The 17,073-nt window shown below is 70.5% G+C and carries 20 protein-coding genes and 1 riboswitch; of the genes, 15 read left to right on the top strand and 5 right to left on the bottom strand.

The features are described from left to right. Window positions 1-64 precede the first annotated feature (64 nt). Complete coding sequence (locus tag OG432_RS21425; RefSeq protein WP_328312570.1) at window positions 65-364, top strand: hypothetical protein; 300 nt, start codon at window positions 65-67, stop codon at window positions 362-364. Window positions 365-371: 7 nt separating this feature from the next. On the opposite strand, the gene OG432_RS21430 is transcribed toward OG432_RS21425, so the two are convergent. Beyond that, window positions 372-959: an isochorismatase family protein gene (locus OG432_RS21430; RefSeq protein ID WP_328312571.1), complete on the bottom strand. Its 588-nt coding sequence runs from the start codon at window positions 957-959 to the stop codon at window positions 372-374. A 116-nt stretch (window positions 960-1,075) separates the two neighbouring features. Beyond that, window positions 1,076-2,404, bottom strand: coding sequence for a nicotinate phosphoribosyltransferase (locus tag OG432_RS21435; RefSeq protein WP_328312572.1), 1,329 nt, complete (start codon window positions 2,402-2,404; stop codon window positions 1,076-1,078). 273 nt (window positions 2,405-2,677) lie between these two features. On the opposite strand from OG432_RS21435, the gene clpS reads away from it, so the two are divergent. The 10 genes from clpS to OG432_RS21485 all read left to right on the top strand — a co-directional run bounded on the left by clpS (window position 2,678) and on the right by OG432_RS21485 (window position 10,484). Beyond that, window positions 2,678-2,983 carry an ATP-dependent Clp protease adapter ClpS gene (clpS, locus tag OG432_RS21440; RefSeq protein WP_328312573.1) on the top strand — a complete coding sequence of 102 codons (306 nt, stop codon included), beginning with the start codon at window positions 2,678-2,680 and terminating at the stop codon, window positions 2,981-2,983. Continuing rightward, a complete protein-coding gene (locus OG432_RS21445; protein WP_328312574.1) occupies window positions 2,983-3,564 on the top strand; it encodes a DUF2017 domain-containing protein in 582 nt (193 codons plus the stop codon). Before clpS ends, OG432_RS21445 begins: the two co-directional genes overlap by 1 nt. Window positions 3,565-3,883: 319 nt before the next feature. After that, entirely contained in the window at window positions 3,884-5,347 is a 1,464-nt protein-coding gene (locus tag OG432_RS21450; protein WP_328312575.1) for an amino acid permease, read from the top strand. 112 nt (window positions 5,348-5,459) lie between these two features. After that, window positions 5,460-5,882 carry a M67 family metallopeptidase gene (locus OG432_RS21455; RefSeq protein ID WP_328312576.1) on the top strand — a complete coding sequence of 141 codons (423 nt, stop codon included), beginning with the start codon at window positions 5,460-5,462 and terminating at the stop codon, window positions 5,880-5,882. A gap of 45 nt (window positions 5,883-5,927) precedes the next feature. Continuing rightward, a riboswitch (adenosylcobalamin (AdoCbl) riboswitch) is annotated at window positions 5,928-6,080 on the top strand. 7 nt (window positions 6,081-6,087) lie between these two features. Then, the gene (locus tag OG432_RS21460) at window positions 6,088-7,068 is read left to right on the top strand and encodes an ABC transporter substrate-binding protein (RefSeq protein ID WP_328312577.1); all 981 of its coding nucleotides are present in this window, start codon (window positions 6,088-6,090) and stop codon (window positions 7,066-7,068) included. Further along, on the top strand, window positions 7,065-8,093 hold the full coding sequence (locus tag OG432_RS21465; RefSeq protein ID WP_328312578.1) for a FecCD family ABC transporter permease: 1,029 nt from the start codon (window positions 7,065-7,067) through the stop codon (window positions 8,091-8,093). Before OG432_RS21460 ends, OG432_RS21465 begins: the two co-directional genes overlap by 4 nt. Beyond that, window positions 8,090-8,905, top strand: coding sequence for an ABC transporter ATP-binding protein (locus OG432_RS21470; protein ID WP_328312579.1), 816 nt, complete (start codon window positions 8,090-8,092; stop codon window positions 8,903-8,905). The genes OG432_RS21465 and OG432_RS21470 overlap by 4 nt, the downstream gene beginning before the upstream one ends. 77 nt (window positions 8,906-8,982) lie before the next feature. Next, complete coding sequence (locus OG432_RS21475; RefSeq protein ID WP_262985321.1) at window positions 8,983-9,108, top strand: putative leader peptide; 126 nt, start codon at window positions 8,983-8,985, stop codon at window positions 9,106-9,108. A 145-nt stretch (window positions 9,109-9,253) separates the two neighbouring features. Then, entirely contained in the window at window positions 9,254-9,532 is a 279-nt protein-coding gene (locus tag OG432_RS21480; protein ID WP_328312580.1) for a MoaD/ThiS family protein, read from the top strand. 1 nt (window position 9,533) lies between these two features. Next, window positions 9,534-10,484, top strand: coding sequence for a PLP-dependent cysteine synthase family protein (locus OG432_RS21485; protein WP_328312581.1), 951 nt, complete (start codon window positions 9,534-9,536; stop codon window positions 10,482-10,484). A 150-nt stretch (window positions 10,485-10,634) separates the two neighbouring features. Here OG432_RS21485 and OG432_RS21490 read toward each other — a convergent pair whose 3' ends face one another. Next, a complete protein-coding gene (locus tag OG432_RS21490) occupies window positions 10,635-11,096 on the bottom strand; it encodes a type II toxin-antitoxin system PemK/MazF family toxin (RefSeq protein WP_328312582.1) in 462 nt (153 codons plus the stop codon). A gap of 338 nt (window positions 11,097-11,434) precedes the next feature. Between OG432_RS21490 and OG432_RS21495 the strand changes: the two genes are divergently transcribed. Beyond that, entirely contained in the window at window positions 11,435-12,187 is a 753-nt protein-coding gene (locus tag OG432_RS21495) for an MBL fold metallo-hydrolase (protein WP_328312583.1), read from the top strand. Window positions 12,188-12,269: 82 nt separating this feature from the next. Here the strand turns inward: OG432_RS21495 and OG432_RS21500 are convergent, their stop codons facing one another. Next, window positions 12,270-13,568, bottom strand: coding sequence for a PTS transporter subunit EIIC (locus OG432_RS21500; protein WP_328312584.1), 1,299 nt, complete (start codon window positions 13,566-13,568; stop codon window positions 12,270-12,272). Between the two features lie 333 nt (window positions 13,569-13,901). Then, window positions 13,902-15,197, bottom strand: a complete 1,296-nt coding sequence (locus tag OG432_RS21505; protein WP_328312585.1) for a PTS transporter subunit EIIC — start codon at window positions 15,195-15,197, stop codon at window positions 13,902-13,904. Window positions 15,198-15,429: 232 nt separating this feature from the next. Between OG432_RS21505 and OG432_RS21510 the strand changes: the two genes are divergently transcribed. The 3 genes from OG432_RS21510 (at window position 15,430) to OG432_RS21520 (ending at window position 17,067) form a co-directional block, all read left to right on the top strand. Beyond that, window positions 15,430-15,663 (top strand): glucose PTS transporter subunit EIIB, encoded by a 234-nt coding sequence (locus tag OG432_RS21510; RefSeq protein WP_018517946.1) that lies wholly within the window; start codon window positions 15,430-15,432, stop codon window positions 15,661-15,663. A 154-nt stretch (window positions 15,664-15,817) separates the two neighbouring features. Beyond that, window positions 15,818-16,555: a ribonuclease PH gene (gene rph, locus OG432_RS21515; RefSeq protein ID WP_328312586.1), complete on the top strand. Its 738-nt coding sequence runs from the start codon at window positions 15,818-15,820 to the stop codon at window positions 16,553-16,555. A gap of 137 nt (window positions 16,556-16,692) precedes the next feature. Then, window positions 16,693-17,067, top strand: a complete 375-nt coding sequence (locus OG432_RS21520) for a hypothetical protein (protein ID WP_328312587.1) — start codon at window positions 16,693-16,695, stop codon at window positions 17,065-17,067. Window positions 17,068-17,073: the final 6 nt, after the last annotated feature.

Genomic DNA, 17,073 nt, shown 5'->3' on the forward strand with positions numbered 1-17,073 from the left:
GCGTCCTACGAGTCCTTATTGACAGCGAGTCCAACGCGTCGTCCTTCAGGGGGAGTGGTCCGGCATGCCCGGCGGAGGTTATTGCAAGTTGCCAGGAGGCAGCGTGGTCGTCGCGCTGACCCTGCCGAACCCGGCGGCACCGGGTACCGACGTGCGCGTCCTGGTGCACGCCGTGAACCGGGCGCGGGCCCTGACCAGGCTCCGCAATCTGGGCCTGCGGGCGGTCTATCTGCGCGGCCAGACCGCGCCGCCCACCCTGGACGAGATCACGGCCGTCCTGCACCACCCCGACGGCCTGCTGTGGCGCACGGCCCCGGAGACCACCGAGGAGCTCTGGCACCCGATACGGGCGCTGCTCAAGTAGCCGCGCGCTACACCACGGGCTTGCCGGACAGCTCGACGCCCGCCGCCCGCATCTCCTCAAGGGCCGCCGACGTGGTGTGCTGGGCCACTCCGGCCGTGAGGTCCAGCAGGACGGTGGTCACGAAGCCGGCCCGCACCGCGTCCAGGGCGGTGGCCCGCACACAGTGGTCGGTGGCGATGCCGACCACGTCGACCTCGGCCACCTGCCGCGAGCGCAGCCAGTCGGCCAGCGAGACGTCGTTCTCGTCGAGCCCCTCGAAACCGCTGTAGGCCGCCGCGTACGCGCCCTTGTCGAAGACCGCGTCGATCGCCCCGCAGGCGACGGCCGGCGCGAAGTTGGGGTGGAAGCCCACGCCCTCGGTGCCGGCCACGCAGTGCACCGGCCAGGAGTGCTCGTAGTCGGGCGTGTCCGAGAAGTGCGCGCCCGGGTCGATGTGGTGGTCGCGGGTGGCCACCACGTGGCGGTAGGCGGATCCGGCGGCCTGGCCCACCAGGTCGGTGATGGCGGCGGCGACGTCTGCGCCGCCCGCGACCGCGAGGGAGCCGCCCTCACAGAAGTCGTTCTGGACGTCCACGACGATCAAGGCGCGGTGCATGTCGGCTGTCCTTCGGTCTGCGGGCCCGGGGCCAAAGAGGGCTGTTCCTTGAGCGTAGAGACTTCGCGAGGCGCGCGGCAGGGGGCAAACGGGGGCGGAAATCCCTGCCGGGCGGCTCAGACGTACTCGGTCGGGATGACCGGCTCGCCGCGCGAGAGCTGGCTCGCGGACATGGGCAGCGCCGCGAGCGCGTCGATGTGCCGCTCGCGGGCGGTGTCCAGCGGCTCGCGAGCCACCACCGTGCCGCCCTTGACCAGCTCGACCAGGAGCTGGCGCTCGACGAGCCCGGTCGGCACGTCGCCGGTGCCGACGACCTCGGCCTCGGCGATCCCGTACGCGTCCGAGCGGCGCGCGGCCCACTTGCGGCCGCCCATCGAGGACTTCGCGCCGAGCGACTTCTTGGCGACCGGGACCAGCGGCGCCTTCGGGTCGGCGGACCGGGCGCGGGCGACCAGCTTGTAGACCATCGAGCAGGTCGGGTGCCCGGAGCCGGTGACCAGCTGGGTGCCGACCCCGTACGCGTCCACGGGGGCCGCGGCCAGCGAGGCGATGGCGTACTCGTCGAGGTCGGAGGTGACCACGATCTTGGTGTCGGTCGCGCCCAGTTCGTCGAGCTGCTGGCGCACCCGGTGGGCGACCAGGAGCAGGTCGCCGGAGTCGATGCGGACCGCGCCGAGCTCGGGCCCGGCGATCTCCACGGCGGCGCGCACCGCCTCGGTGACGTCGTACGTGTCCACGAGCAGGGTCGTGCCGCGGCCCAGCGAGTCGACCTGCGCCCGGAAGGCGTCGCGCTCGCTGTCGTGGAGCAGGGTGAAGGCGTGGGCGCTGGTGCCGACGGTGGGAATGCCGTAGCGGAAGCCGGCCGCGAGGTCGGACGTGGTGCTGAAGCCGCCGACGTAGGCGGCGCGCGCGGAGGCGACCGCGGACAGCTCGTGGGTGCGCCGGGCGCCCATCTCGATCAGCGGGCGGCCGCCCGCGGCGGAGGACATCCGCGATGCGGCGGCCGCGATCGCGGAGTCGTGGTTGAGGATCGAGAGGATCACGGTCTCCAGGAGCACGCACTCGGCGAAGGAGCCCTCGACGCGCAGGATCGGCGAGCCGGGGAAGTAGACCTCGCCCTCCGGGTAGCCCCAGATGTCGCCGCTGAAGCGGTAGGAGGAGAGCCAGCGCAGGGTGGGCTCGTCGACGATGTCGTTCTCGCGCAGGAAGCCGAGCACGCCCGCGTCGAAGCGGAAGTTCTCGACGGCGTCCAGGACGCGCCCGGTGCCGCCGACCACGCCGTAGCGGCGGCCCTCGGGCAGGCGGCGGGTGAAGACCTCGAAGACCGAGCGCCGCTCGGCCGTGCCGGCCTTCAGGGCGGCCTGGAGCATCGTGAACTCGTACTGGTCGGTGAAGAGCGCGGTCGACGGGACGTCCACCGGCAGACCGAGGTCCGGGGCATTCACAGCGAGCTACCTCGCCCTTTCGTCCGGGCCGGGCGCAGGCCGGCCGGGGGTCCTGGAGATCGCCCCGGTGACGGGGCATGCGGGGATGCTACCCCGAATACTCGTCACTCTGACGATTTCTAGGGGCCCGTTTGTGCGATGACCCGCCCCGGGTGGCAGCATGGAGGCCGTGGCTGTGATTTTTGGGGGCCCACCCCGGATCCCCGGCAGGCCGCACCGTCCGGGGGCAGGCCCTCGGACCCCCGGCAGAAGAGACGAAGGTCGCCCAGAGTCGTGAGCGTTGCCCCCGTAGAGATCGAACGCCCCGAGTCGGCGGAGTCGAGCCTTCCCGTCGTCGAGCCCGACGTGCCCTGGGTGACGCTCGTCCACAACGACCCCGTCAACCTGATGAGCTACGTGCAGTACGTCTTCCAGTCCTACTTCGGCTACTCGAAGGACAAGGCCCACAAGCTGATGCTCGACGTGCACCACAAGGGACGGGCCGTGGTCTCCAGCGGCAGCCGCGAGGAGATGGAACGCGACGTGCAGGCGATGCACGGCTACGGCCTGTGGGCCACGCTCACCCAGGACCGCGGCTGATGGCCGGGCACTTCGAGGCGCTGCCCCGCGGAGGCGCGGCCGTGGCGCTCGACGAGGTCGAGATCGCCATCCTGCGCTCGCTCGCCGTCCAGCTGCTCGAACTCATCGGTCCGGGCGACGAGCCCGCCGAGGACGCGGACCCGCTGGCCGCCCTGTTCGCCGAGGGCCCGAGCGAGCCGCCCAGCGATCCGGCTCTCGCCCGCCTCTTCCCCGAGGCGTACGCGAGCGAGGAGAGCGACGAACTGCGCGCCAATTCGGCCGAGTTCAGACGCTTCACCGAGAACGACCTGCGCGCGCGCAAGCGCGGCGACGCCCTCGCGGTCGTGCACGGCCTCGATGCCCTGACGCCCAAGGGCGACGGCGGGGCCGTCCTGAAGCTGACCTCCGAGGACGCGCGGCAGTGGCTGGGCGCGCTCAACGACCTGCGCCTGACGATCGCCACCCGGCTCGACATCACCGACGAGGACGAGAGCGGCGAGCTGTACCGGCTGCCGGACGACGACCCGCGCAAGCCGATGGTGATGGCCTATCTGTGGCTGGGTGTGTTGCAGGAAACACTCATCGAAACGCTCATGCCCTGAGCGATCGACCGGTTGAGGGGCGTTCGCTCAGCGGACGCTCAAATCCAGATAACGATCCTGTTACCACATCGACCTGCTTTGTCATATTGACGGACCTTTGTCCGCTTCTTCCTGTGGTCTGCGCCACAAAGCTCGCTGGGGATCACCCATAAGGCCGTGATAAATCTTCACGACCACCCGGGGACGCCACCCATGTTCCCGGGGGCGCTTCGACCGGCAGACCGCCGGTGGCACTCCATCCACATCCGGGGGGATCAGGACCTGATCCGACGCTTCGTGACCGAGGCGGACGGGTCAGCATGGAGAAAGGCGCACCACCATGACCTCAGCGCAGGTCGACCAGCACGGAGACCGTCCTGCCGGCATTGAGGCCGCGGGGACCGCCCAGGCTCCGGGCGACAGCTCGGGCGAGGGATACCAGCGGGGCCTCGGGGCCCGGCAGATCCAGATGATCGCGATCGGCGGTGCCATCGGCACCGGCCTCTTCCTCGGCGCGGGCAAGGCCATCTCGAAGGCCGGCCCCAGCCTCATCCTGGCCTACGCCATCGCGGGCCTGGTCATCTTCTTCATCATGCGCGCCCTCGGCGAGCTGCTCATGTACCGCCCGGTGTCGGGCTCCTTCTCGGAGTACGCCCGCGAGTTCGTCGGCCCCTTCTGGGGCTTCGTGACCGGCTGGACGTACTGGCTCTTCTGGGTCGTCACCGGCATCACCGAAGTCACCGCGGCCGCCCAGTACATGTCCTTCTGGACCCACAAGAGCTTCCCGCAATGGGCCTACGCGCTGATCTTCACGCTCATCCTGTACGCCGTGAACCTCATCTCCGTGAAGCTCTTCGGTGAGCTGGAGTTCTGGTTCTCCATGGTCAAGGTCACCGCCATCGTCGGCATGATCCTGATCTGCGCCGGCATCCTGACCGTCGGCTTCTCGGACGCCGCGGACACCGCCACCGTCGCCAACCTCTGGAACGACCACGGGTTCTTCCCCAAGGGCATCGGCGGCACGCTGATGACGCTCCAGATCGTGATGTTCGCCTTCCTCGCCGTCGAACTGGTCGGCGTGACCGCGGGCGAGTCCAAGGACCCCGAGAAGACCCTGCCCAAGGCCATCAACACCGTGCCGTGGCGCATCGCCGTCTTCTACATCGGCGCCCTGATCATGATCCTCTCGGTCGTCCCGTGGCACGAGTTCCAGCCGGGCGTGAGCCCCTTCGTCGCCGCCTTCCAGAAGATGGGCCTCGGCATCGGCGCGGCGATCGTCAACTTCGTCGTCCTGACCGCGGCCCTGTCCTCCTGCAACTCGGGCATGTACTCCACCGGCCGCATGCTGCGCGACCTCGCGCTCAACGGCCAGGGCCCGAAGGTCTTCACCAAGCTCACCAGGAGCGGCACCCCGCTCGTCGGCACCTCGGTCTCCGCGGCGCTCATGCTGGTCGGCGTGTGGATCAACTATGTGGCGCCCGGCAAGGCCTTCGACTACGTGGTCTCCTTCGCCACCATCTCCGGCATGTGGGCCTGGATCATGATCCTGGTCTGCCAGATCCGCTACCGCGCCAAGTCCGACCGCGGCGAACTGCCGAAGTCCGGCTTCCGCGCCCCCGGCGCCCCGTACACCAGCTGGTTCGCGCTGCTCTTCATCGGCATGGTCATCGTGATGATGGGCATCGACAAGGACTCCCGCGTCTCGCTGTTCTGCGCGCCGTTGTGGGCCCTGATCCTTGGCGTCTCCTACCTGGTCCTGAAGGCCAAGAACCCCGAGAACAAGGCGTTCGCCAAGCGCAGCTGAGGCTCTTCGCCGCCCCTGTTCTTCAGCTCCTCTGACCTGCGTCTTCTCACCATGCGGGCCGTTCCGTATCGCACCTCGATACGGAACGGCCCGCATGCTTATTCTTGCCGACATGCTGACCATCACCCAGGCCCTGTACGACCAGCTCGTCGCGCACGCCCGCGCCGACCACCCCGACGAGGCGTGCGGTGTGGTCGCGGGCCCGGCCGGCACCGGCCGCCCCGAGCGCTTCATCCCGATGCTCAACGCGGCCCGCTCGCCCACGTTCTACGAGTTCGACTCGCAGGACCTCCTCAAGCTCTACCGCGACCTCGACGACCGCGACGAGGAGCCGGTGATCGTCTACCACTCCCACACCGCGACCGAGGCCTACCCCTCGCGCACCGACGTGACGTACGCCAACGAGCCCGGCGCGCACTACGTCCTGGTGTCGACGGCGGACACGGACGGGGCCGGGGAGTTCCAGTTCCGCTCGTACCGCATCGTGGACGGCGTGATCACGGAGGAAGATGTAAGGGTCGTAGAGGCGTACTGACGAATACGCGTACGGACGAATCCCGGGCATACTGGCCGTACGCACTTTCGATCATTGGGCGGCAGGGCCCAGGAAGCCGGTGTGAATCCGGCACGGTCCCGCCACTGTGACCCGCACCGAGCTCCTCGGTGCGGGAAGCCAGGAACTGGCCTGCCGCCTTCTCCCGTCGACAGGGGACGCGGAATCCCCTTGGAGGAGCCCGGCCATGCTCTGGCGCCGCGCGGCACTCGCCGCCGCCCTGCTGTTCCCGCTCGCCGCGTGCACGACGCGCGCGCAGCCCGAGGCCGCGGGCGGCTCCGCCCCCGGCTTCCCGTACACGGTCACCAACTGCGGCGTCACGACGACGTACACCGCGCCCCCGAAGCGGGCGGTGACGATGAACCAGCACGCCACGGAAGTGATGCTGGAGCTGGGCCTCGCCAAGTCCCTCGCCGCGACCGCCTACATGGACGACGAGGTCCTGCCGAGGTACGCGGCGGACTACCGCTCGGTCCCCGTCCTGGCCGCCGAGTACCCCTCGTACGAGAAGCTCCTCTCGGTGAACCCGGACTTCGTCTACGGCGGCTACGCCTCCGCGTTCGCGGCGAGCGAGGGCCGCGGACGCGAGGCCCTCGCCAAGAGCGGCATCACCTCCCGCCTCAACGTGGAGAACTGCCCGCACGGCGCGGCGACCACGATGGACGACGTGTACCGGGAGGTCCGCGAGGTCGGCCGGACCTTCGGGGTGGCCGACCGGGCCGAGTCGTGGGTGACGTCGGCCCAGGCCACCAACGCACGCACCCGCACGGCCCGCGAGGGCGCGGAGCCCGTCCCGGTGTTCGTCTACGACAGCGGCGACAAGACGGCGTTCACGGTCGGCGGCAAGGGCATCGGCAACGACATCGTGACGCGGGCGGGCGGCCGCAACGTCTTCGCGGACGACCTGAGCACGACGTCCTTCGGCGACGCGAGCTGGGAGAACGTGGTGGCCCGCGCCCCCGAGACCATCCTGATCCTCGACTACGGGGGCACGAGCGCGGAAGCCAAGAAGAAGCGCCTGCGCGACGACCCGGCCCTCGCGTCCGTCCCCGCCGTCAAGAACAACAGCTTCGCCGTCCTGCCCCTGTCCGACATGGTCACGGGCGTCCGGGCACCGGACGCGGTGACCAAGCTGGCGACGCAGCTGCGGGCGGGGACGGGGGAGTGACCCCGCGCACGCGCTACTCCCTCCTCCTCGCGGGCCTTGCCCTCGTGCTGCTGGCCGCGGCGACCGCCGGGCTCGCGCTCGGCTCGGTGCGGATACCGGCCGGCGACGTACTGGCCATCGTCACCGGCGCCGCCGAACCCGGCCCGTACCGCACGATCGTCCTGGAGGTCAGGGCGCCCCGCGTGGTGCTCGGCGCCGTCACCGGAGCCGGGCTCGCCGTCATCGGGACCGTCCTCCAGGCCCTGGTGCGCAATCCGCTCGCCGACCCCTTCCTGCTCGGCGTCTCCAGCGGCGCCTCCGCCGGGGCCGTCGCCGTGATCGTGCTCGGCGCGGGGGCCGGGGCGGCCACCACCATCGCCCTCCCGGCCGCCGCGTTCGCGGGGGCGCTGGCCGCGCTCCTCCTCGTGTACGCCCTGGCCGGACGCGCCGGATCCATGACGGGCGGCCGTCTCGTCCTCGCCGGGGTCGCCGTCTCCTACGTCCTGTCCGCGCTCACCAGCCTGATCCTCGTCACCTCCGCCCGCGCCGAACACGTACAGGAAGTCCTGCACTGGACGCTCGGCGGACTCGGCGGCGCCCGCTGGGACATGCTCGCCCTGCCCGCCGCCGCCCTCACGATCGGCACCCTCGTCCTGATCGCCCTGGCCCGCCCCCTGGACCTGCTGCTCGTCGGCGAGGAGGGCGCCACCGTCCTCGGCCTCGACGCGGGCCGCTTCCGCGCCTCCGCCTTCGTGCTCACCTCGCTGCTCACCGGCGCCCTCGTCGCGTACACCGGGGCGATCGGCTTCGTCGGCCTGATGGTTCCGCACGCCGCCCGCATGGTGGCCGGCGCCGCCCACCGCACCCTCCTGCCCGTCGCGGCACTCGGCGGCGCCGCCTTCCTCGTCGTCGCCGACCTCGCCGCCCGCACCGTCGCCGCCCCGCAGGACATCCCCGTCGGCGTGCTCACCGCGCTCACCGGAGGCCCGTTCTTCCTGTGGATGCTGCGCGGCCGCGGCGCCCGCGCGGAAGGCGGCCCCGCATGACGACCCTGCGCGCCGAGTCGCTCGCGTACACCACGCCCCGGGGCCGCACCCTGCTCCACGACATCACCCTGGAGGCCGCCGACGGCGAGACCATCGGCCTGGTCGGCCCCAACGGCAGCGGCAAGACCACCCTGCTGCGCTGCGTCTACGCGACCCTGCGCCCCACCGCGGGACGCGTCCTGCTCGACGGCGCCGACCTGCACGCCCTGCCCGCCAAGGCCCGCGCCCGCCGCATCGCGACCGTCCCGCAGGACGCCGAGGCAGGCGGCATCGAGCTGAGCGTGCGCGAGATCGTCGCCATGGGCCGCTCCCCGCACCACCGCTTCTGGGAGGCCGACACCGCCGCCGACGGCGCCCTCGTCCGCGACGCGCTCGCCCGCGTCGGCATCGCGGACCTCGCCGCCCGCCCCTTCCCGTCCCTGTCCGGCGGCGAACGCCAGCGCGCCCTCGTCGCCCGAGCCCTCGTACAGCGGCCGGACGTCGTCGTCCTGGACGAGCCGACCAACCACCTCGACATCCGCTACCAGCTCGAAATCCTTTCCCTGGTAAGGGAGTTGGGCACGGTCAACCTCTTCGCGCTGCACGACCTGAACCTCGCCGCGTACTACTGCGACCGCCTCTGCGTCCTCGCCGCGGGCCGCATCGTCGCGACGGGCCCGCCCGCCGAGGTCCTCACCGCCGAGCTGGTGCGCGAGGTCTACGGGGTCGACGCCGAGGTGAGTGCCCACCCGGCCACCGGTGCCCCCACCGTCGTCTACCTGCCGCCGGGCGGGGCCGGGACCGCGCACCGGCGGGGCCCCCGACCCGGCTGACCACATCCTGAGCAAGATCGGTCCAGGATGCGAGATCACATTCCTGGAAGGGGGCCGGGAATCTATACGATGACCCCATGGTTTCGAACGACGTGAGCGACAAGACGCCGAGCAGCGGCCCCGCCCTGCTGCTCGTGGCGCGGCTGCACGTCGACCTGTGCCGCCTCGCCAGCGCGATCTGTACGGCCCGCGCAGCCGTCTGACGCCGCGCGCCCGGACCGGCACCACCGCACCGCGGCGGTCGCCACCCGCACCAACGCACCACCGCACGTCCCAGGACATGCGGCGCGCGGACCCGAGCCCGAGCCGCGCCCACCTGCCTCTCCCTTCCGATCAGGAGCCCACGCCATGGCCATCGAGGTCCGCATCCCGACCATCCTCCGCACCTACACCGACGGCGCCAAGGCCGTCGAGGGCAGCGGCGCCACCCTCGCCGACCTGCTCCACGACCTCGACGCCCGGCACACCGGCATCCGCGAGCGCATCGTCGACGGCGACAACCTGCGCCGCTTCGTGAACGTGTACCTCAACGACGAGGACGTCCGCTTCCTCGACGGCATCGACACCAAGCTGACCGACGGCGACAACGTCACGATCCTGCCCGCCGTCGCGGGCGGTTCCGTCTGACATGCGCTACGACTCCCCGCTCGCCGCGGTCGGCAACACCCCGCTGGTCCGCCTCCCGCGCCTGTCCCCCTCGGACGACGTACGCATCTGGGCCAAGCTGGAGGACCGCAACCCGACCGGTTCCATCAAGGACCGGCCGGCCCTGCACATGGTCGAACAGGCAGAGAAGGACGGCCGGTTGACGCCGGGCTGCACCATTCTCGAACCGACCAGCGGCAACACCGGCATCTCGCTCGCGATGGCGGCGAAGCTCAAGGGTTACCGCATCGTGTGCGTGATGCCGGAGAACACCTCGCAGGAGCGCCGCGACCTGCTCGCGATGTGGGGCGCCGAGATCGTGCCGTCCCCGGCGGCGGGCGGCTCCAACACGGCCGTCCGGGTCGCCAAGGAACTGGCGGCCGAGAACCCCTCCTGGGTCATGCTCTACCAGTACGGAAACCCGGACAACGCGGGCGCGCACTACGCCACCACGGGCCCGGAGATCCTCGCCGACCTGCCCTCCATCACCCACTTCGTGGCGGGCCTCGGCACCACCGGAACCCTGATGGGTGTGGGCCGCTACCTGCGCGAGAACGTCCCCGGCGTCCAGATCGTCGCCGCCGAACCCCGCTACGACGACCTGGTCTACGGCCTGCGCAACCTCGACGAGGGCTTCGTGCCGGAGCTGTACGACGCCTCGGTCCTGACCACCCGTTTCTCGGTCGGCTCGGCCGACGCGGTGACCCGCACCCGCGAACTGCTCCAGCAGGAGGGCATCTTCGCGGGCGTCTCCACGGGCGCGGCCCTGCACGCGGCGATCGGCGTCGGCAAGAAGGCCGTCAAGGCGGGCACGCCCGCCGACATCGCCTTCGTCGTCGCGGACGGCGGCTGGAAGTACCTGTCGACCGGCGTCTACACCGCGCCGACGACGGAGGCCGCGATCGAGACCCTGCACGGCCAGCTCTGGGCCTGACGGGTTCGGGCCTGACGGGTCAGGGCGTGACGGGTTCGGGCCTGACGGGTCCGGGCGTGATGGGTTGGCGCCTGACGGGTTCCGGCCCGACGGATTCGGGCCGGATACGACCCCGGGCCCGACGGCCCGTTCGGAAGGGACCGGGGTGCGTCACCCGGCGAGGTGGCGGACCTGGTCCCACAGGGCCGGGTCGACCACGCCCACCCGGCGCCGGAACGCCCACACCCCCACCTCGCGCAGCTCGTCCGTCTCCAGGAAACTGGGCCGGCCCTGCGCGTCGGCGACCGTGCCGGGCGCCAGCGGGATGACCCCCGCCCGCTCGTCGTGGTACTTGCTGGTGATCTTCGCGACGGTCGCCGTGTCGCCCCGCACCCGCAGCACCAGACACGGACGGTCCTTGGCACCGGGCACGTCCTCGTAGGGCACCTCCGCCCACCAGATCTCCCCGGCCCTCGGCACCCGCCCCGCGGCCCGCCGGGGACCCGCCGGCCGACCGGGCGGCCGCTTCCGCCCCCCGGGGCCGCGCCGCGCACGCCCCCGCCCGTCCGCGAGCGCCGCGACCAGCGCGAGCGCCACCACGGCGCCGAGCGCCAGCCACCACGACGTGTCCATGCCGCAGACGTTACCGGCTGCGCCACCGGCGCCGCGCCCTCCTTCGACCGGCGGTCGGACAGGCGACGAGGACCCCGCAGCGCCGACATGATCGAACCCCTGTGCTGACTTCGGGCCGCCCCGGCCCCACGCCCGTACACCTGCACCCTTGGCGCTACGGGGGAAGAGTGGACTTGGCGGTGACTTCCCCCACAACGGCCCGCTCCGAAGGAGCGAGCGGCCTTGACGCGCCTTACGCTCGACGCACCGCAAGCCCTTACCCGCGGTCTCACCCCGCCCCCGTCCGCCCCGCAGCGACAGGCTTCGCCTGGCCCCTCTGTTCCGGAGGTTCACGCTCCATGAAGCTCACCGTCGTCGGCTGCTCCGGGTCGTTCCCGTCCGCGGAATCGGCCTGTTCCAGCTACCTCCTTGAGGCAGACGGCTTCCGGCTGCTCCTCGACATGGGCAACGGGGCCCTCGGTGAGCTGCAGCGTCACATCGGCCTGTACGACCTCGACGCGATCTTCCTGTCGCATCTGCACGCCGACCACTGCATCGACATGTGCGGCTACTTCGTCGCCCGCTACTACCGCCACGAGGGCGGCCGCTGCGCCCCGATGCCGGTGTACGCACCCGAGGGTGCCGAGCAGCGCCTGACCACCGCCTACGCGGACACCCCCTCCGCCTCGTCGATGAGCGAGGTCTTCGACTTCCACACCCTGAAGCCGGGCTCCTTCGACATCGGCCCCTTCTCGGTGCGTACGGAACGGGTCGAGCACCCCGTCGAGGCGTACGGCGTCCGCGTCGAGCACGCCGGGCGCTCCCTCACGTACTCCGGGGACACCGGCCCGTGCCCCGCCCTCGACGAACTGGCCGAGGGTGCCGACCTGTTCCTGTGCGAGGCGTCCTTCACGCACGGCAAGGAGGACATCCCGGCGCTCCACCTCAACGGCCGCGAGGCCGGCGAGCACGCGGCGCGCGCCGGGGCCGGGCGTCTGGTGCTCACGCACATCCCGCCGTGGACGGACGGCGAGATCAACCTGGCGGACGCCCGGTCGGTCTACTCCGGTCCCACGGAGCTGGCCGCGCCGGGCGCGGTGTACGAGATCTGACCCCCCGCGTCTGGCCCCGCCGACGCGAAAGGCCCCCGGAACCGTGCGGTTCCGGGGGCCTTCGTGCGCTGGGGCGCGGGGCTTACGCCTTCGTGAGGTCCTCGACCTCTTCCTCGGGCTCGCGGCCCGGGGTGGTGAGGTTGAACTTCGTGATGGCGAAGCGGAACAGGACGTAGTAGATCGCTCCGAAGACGAGGCCGATCGGGATGATCAGCCAGGGCTTGGTCGCGAGGTTCCAGTTCAGCAGGTAGTCGATCGCGCCCGCCGAGAAGGTGAAGCCGGCGTGCACACCGAGGGCCCAGGTCACGAGCATGGAGAGCGCTGTCAGGACCGCGTGGATGGCGTAGAGCACCGGCGCGATGAACATGAACGAGAACTCGATCGGCTCGGTCACACCGGTGACGAACGAGGTGAGGGCCAGCGAGATCATCATGCCGAGGACGGCCTTGCGGCGCTCGGGGCGAGCAGCATGCGCGATGGCGAGCGCGGCGGCCGGAAGGCCGAACATCATGATCGGGAAGAAGCCCGACATGAACTGTCCGGCGGACGGGTCACCGGCGAAGAATCGGGTCAGGTCACCGTGGACGATGGTGCCGTCGGGCTTGGTGAAGTCGCCGATCTGGAACCAGGAGACGGTGTTGACGAACTGGTGCATGCCGATGGGCAGCAGACCACGGTTGATCAGGCCGAAGAGGCCGGCACCCGCGGCGCCGAGACCGGTGATCCACTTGCCGAAGCTGGTGATGACGTCACCGATCGGCTCCCAGCCCAGGACCACGAGGATGCCGAGGGCGGTGCCGACAAAGGCCATGATGATCGGGACGAGGCGACGGCCGTTGAAGAAGCCGAGCCAGTCGACGAGCTTGGTGCGGTGGAACTTCTGCCACAGCACGGCGCTCAGCAGGCCGAGGATGATGCCGCCGAGGACGCCCGGGTTCTGGAAGGTCGCCGCGGTGACTGCGCCGTCCTTCAGGTACGCCCCGCCGAACAGGCCGGTGCTGGTGTATTTGGCGCCCGCGACGTCGATCGGGAACTGGTGGATCACGGCGTAGTACGTCATGAAGCCGACCACCGCGGCGAGCGCGGTCGAGCCGTCGGCCTTCTTGGCGAAGCCGATCGCCACGCCTATGCAGAACAGCAGGGGCAGGCCGAACGAGGCGTCGAGCAGAGCGCCGCCGGCACCGCCGAAGACCTTGGCGACGTTGTCCCAGCCGAGGCCCTTGCTGCCGAAGACATCGTCCTGGCCGAGGCGGAGCAGAATGCCCGCGGCCGGCAGCACGGCGATCGGCAGCTGCAAGCTGCGGCCGACCTTCTGCAGACCCTGGAACAGGCCGGATCCCCGCTTCTTCGCGGGCGCCGCCTTCGCGGTGGCCGTACTCATCAACATCCTCCAGTAGGGCAAGGCGCCGCCCGGGGGCATGGGAAAATACGGGGGGACGGCGGCGTCTCAGGGGAACGCGGTCAAGCCCGCGTGGTCTACACCAATGAGTGGTGTAGACCAGTTGTAGCACGGTGAGGGTTAGATAAGGAACCTTCGTTTTTTGTGGCCTGAGCCATACCCGGCAATCAGGGCAACACCGACTTCGCGCCGTGACCATTTCGTTGTCGTCGGGGGGCCGTTGGGCGGCGCCGGGGCATGCCGAAGGCCCCCGGACCACGAGGTCCGAGGGCCTGACGGATGAGCGAGGAACGGCCCTGGCCGGGCCGGCGGGGGCTAGGCCCTGGTGTTCTCCTCCTCCAGCTCATCCGCGTCCGGCTCGCGCCCCGGCGTCGGCAGGTTGAACTTGGTGATCGCGAAGCGGAACAGGGTGTAGTAGACGACCGCGAAACACAGCCCGATCGGAATGATCATCCAGGGCTTCGTCGCCAGGCTCCAGTTGATGGCGTAGTCGATCAGACCCGCCGAGAAGCTGAAGCCGTCCTTGACGCCGAGCCCCCAGCTCACCGCCATCGACACACCCGTCAGTACCGCGTGGATCGCGTACAGCAGCGGCGCGATGAAGACGAAGGAGTACTCGATCGGCTCGGTGATGCCCGTGACGAACGAGGTCAGGCCGACCGAGAGCATCATGCCGCCCACCTCCTTGCGGCGGTGCGGCTTGGCGCAGTGCGCGATCGCGAGCGCCGCCGCCGGCAGGGCGAACATCATGATCGGGAAGAAGCCGGTCTGGAACTGTCCCGCCGTCGGGTCGCCCGCGAGGAAGCGCGGGATGTCGCCGTGCACGACCGTGCCGTCGGGCTTGGTGAAGTCGCCGAACTGGAACCAGACGAAGGTGTTCAGGAACTGGTGCAGGCCGATCACGAGCAGCGCGCGGTTGGCGACACCGAAGATGCCGGACCCGAGCGCGCCCAGGTCCACCAGCCACTTGCTGAAGCTGGTCAGCGCGTCACCGACCGGCGGCCACACGAACAGGCACAGCACCGAGAACACGATCGCGACCCCGGACATGATGATCGGCACGAGGCGGCGCCCGTTGAAGAAGCCGAGCCAGTCCACCAGCTTCGTACGGTGGAACCGCTGCCAGAAGTACGCCGTGAGCAGGCCCATCACGATGCCGCCGAACACGCCCGGGTTCTGGTAGGTGGCGAGAACCGCGGTGCCGTCCTTGGCCACACAGGCGCCCGCGGTGAGCGTGGAGCCGGCCGCGCAGTCCTTGGGGAACTCCAGAAGCACCCCGTAGTACACGAGGAAGCCGGCGACCGCCGCCAGCGCGGTCGAGCCGTCGGACTTCTTCGCCATGCCGATGGCGACACCCACGCAGAACAGCAGCGGCAGCCCGAGCGACCCGTTGAGCAGTGCGCCACCCGCGCCCGCGAACACCTTCGCCACGTCGTCCCAGCCGAGCCCGGTCTTGCCGAACATGTCGTCCTGCCCGAACCGGTTGAGGATGCCCGCCGCGGGCAGCACCGCGATCGGCAACTGGAGGCTGCGGCCCATCTTCTGCATTCCCTGGAACAGCCCGTTCCACCATGTGGGCCGGGGGAGTGCGGGCGCGCTGCTGCTGCTCATCGGCAACCTCCAGGCTTGCGGGAACAAGCCGGCTCGGACGGGCGTTGGCACACTGGTGTAGACCAGTTGCGGTATCGTCCGGAGGGGCCCCTCGTGGGACATGGCTCCGGTGATCGCCATCCTTGGCCAGGCAGAATGCGCCCGCGCGCATAGCTGGGCCAAACGTGGGTTACCGTGACAAAGCGGACCTACCGTGGGCCGACACAGCGTTCTTCAGAACCAGGAGAGACACATGGCCAGCAAGGCTGAGAAGATCGTCGCCGGCCTCGGCGGTATCGAGAACATCGAAGAGGTCGAAGGCTGCATCACGCGCCTGCGCACCGAGGTCATCGACCCGAGCAAGGTCGACGAAGCCGCCCTCAAGGCCGCCGGCGCCCACGGCGTCGTCAAGATGGGCACCGCCATCCAGGTCGTCATCGGCACCGACGCGGACCCCATCGCCGCGGACATCGAAGACATGATGTGAGTCGCTGAACCCACACCGCAAAGGCCGGCCCCCGACGGGGCCGGCCTTTCGCGTCCGCGAGCACCGTCACGTACACCGGCGCGCACCCCCCCGCCCGCCCGCGTACGCCCGACAGGGGGGACCCGCCCCACCCGAATCGCCTAGGCTCATGGCCATGTCTCGAATCGACGGCCGCACCCCCGAACAGCTCCGACCCGTCACCATCGAACGCGGATGGAGCAAGCACGCCGAGGGCTCCGTCCTCGTCTCCTTCGGCGACACCAAAGTCTTCTGCACCGCTTCCTTCAGCGAAGGCGTCCCGCGCTGGCGCAAGGGCAGCGGCGAAGGCTGGGTCACCGCCGAATACTCGATGCTGCCCCGCTCCACCAACACCCGCGGCGACCGCGAATCCGTCCGCGGCAAGATCGGCGGCCGCACCCACGAGATCTCCCGCCTCATCGGACGCTCCCTGCGCGCCGTCATCGACTACAAGGCGCTCGGCGAGAACACCATCGTCCTGGACTGCGACGTCCTCCAGGCCGACGGCGGCACCCGCACCGCCGCCATCACCGGCGCCTACGTCGCTCTCGCCGACGCCGTCACCTGGGCCCAGGGCAAGAAGCTCATCAAGCACGGCCGCCAGCCCCTCACCGGCACCGTCTCCGCCGTCTCCGTCGGCATCGTCGACGGCGCCCCCCTCCTCGACCTCTGCTACGAGGAAGACGTACGCGCCGAAACCGACATGAACGTCGTCTGCACCGGCGACGGCCGCTTCGTCGAAGTCCAGGGCACCGCCGAGGCCGAGCCCTTCGACCGCAAGGAACTCAACGCCCTCCTCGACCTCGCCACCGGAGGCTGCGCCGACCTCGCCGCCCTCCAACTCCGCGCGCTGGCCGCCGTCTCCGGAGAGTAGACAAGCAACCGAGCAGGGCGCTCCCCGCGTCCCTACGAGCACGGGCGTACGGGTCTGCCGTACGCCCGTCCGCACCTTCCGGAAGCGATGCCAGCCGCGCGGAACGCCATCCGGAACCCCTGGGGAGGACCCGTCCGATGCGCCGAACCGTGCTCGCCGTCGCCACCGCGGCCCTGGCCGTCACCGTCACCGCCGGCTGCGGGGCCATCGACAAGGCCATCGACTGCGTCAACACCGCACAGGCCATCGCCAACAGCGTCGACAACCTGGGCAAGGCGGTCGGCAACGCCACGGACAACCCCGCCCAGGCCGACCGGGCGCTCAACGACATCGACCGACAACTGTCGACCCTGAAGAACACGACCGGCAACGCCGACCTCTCCCAGGCCGTCGACGACCTCAACAAGGCCGTGGACAACGTCCGTTCCGCCATCAAGAACGGCGACAACACCCCCGACATCAGCGGTGTCACCGCCGCGGCCAAGGAAATCGGCAAGGTCTGCACGCCCTGATCCGGC

This window comes from Streptomyces sp. NBC_00442, from assembly GCF_036014195.1.
Lineage (GTDB): Bacteria > Actinomycetota > Actinomycetes > Streptomycetales > Streptomycetaceae > Streptomyces.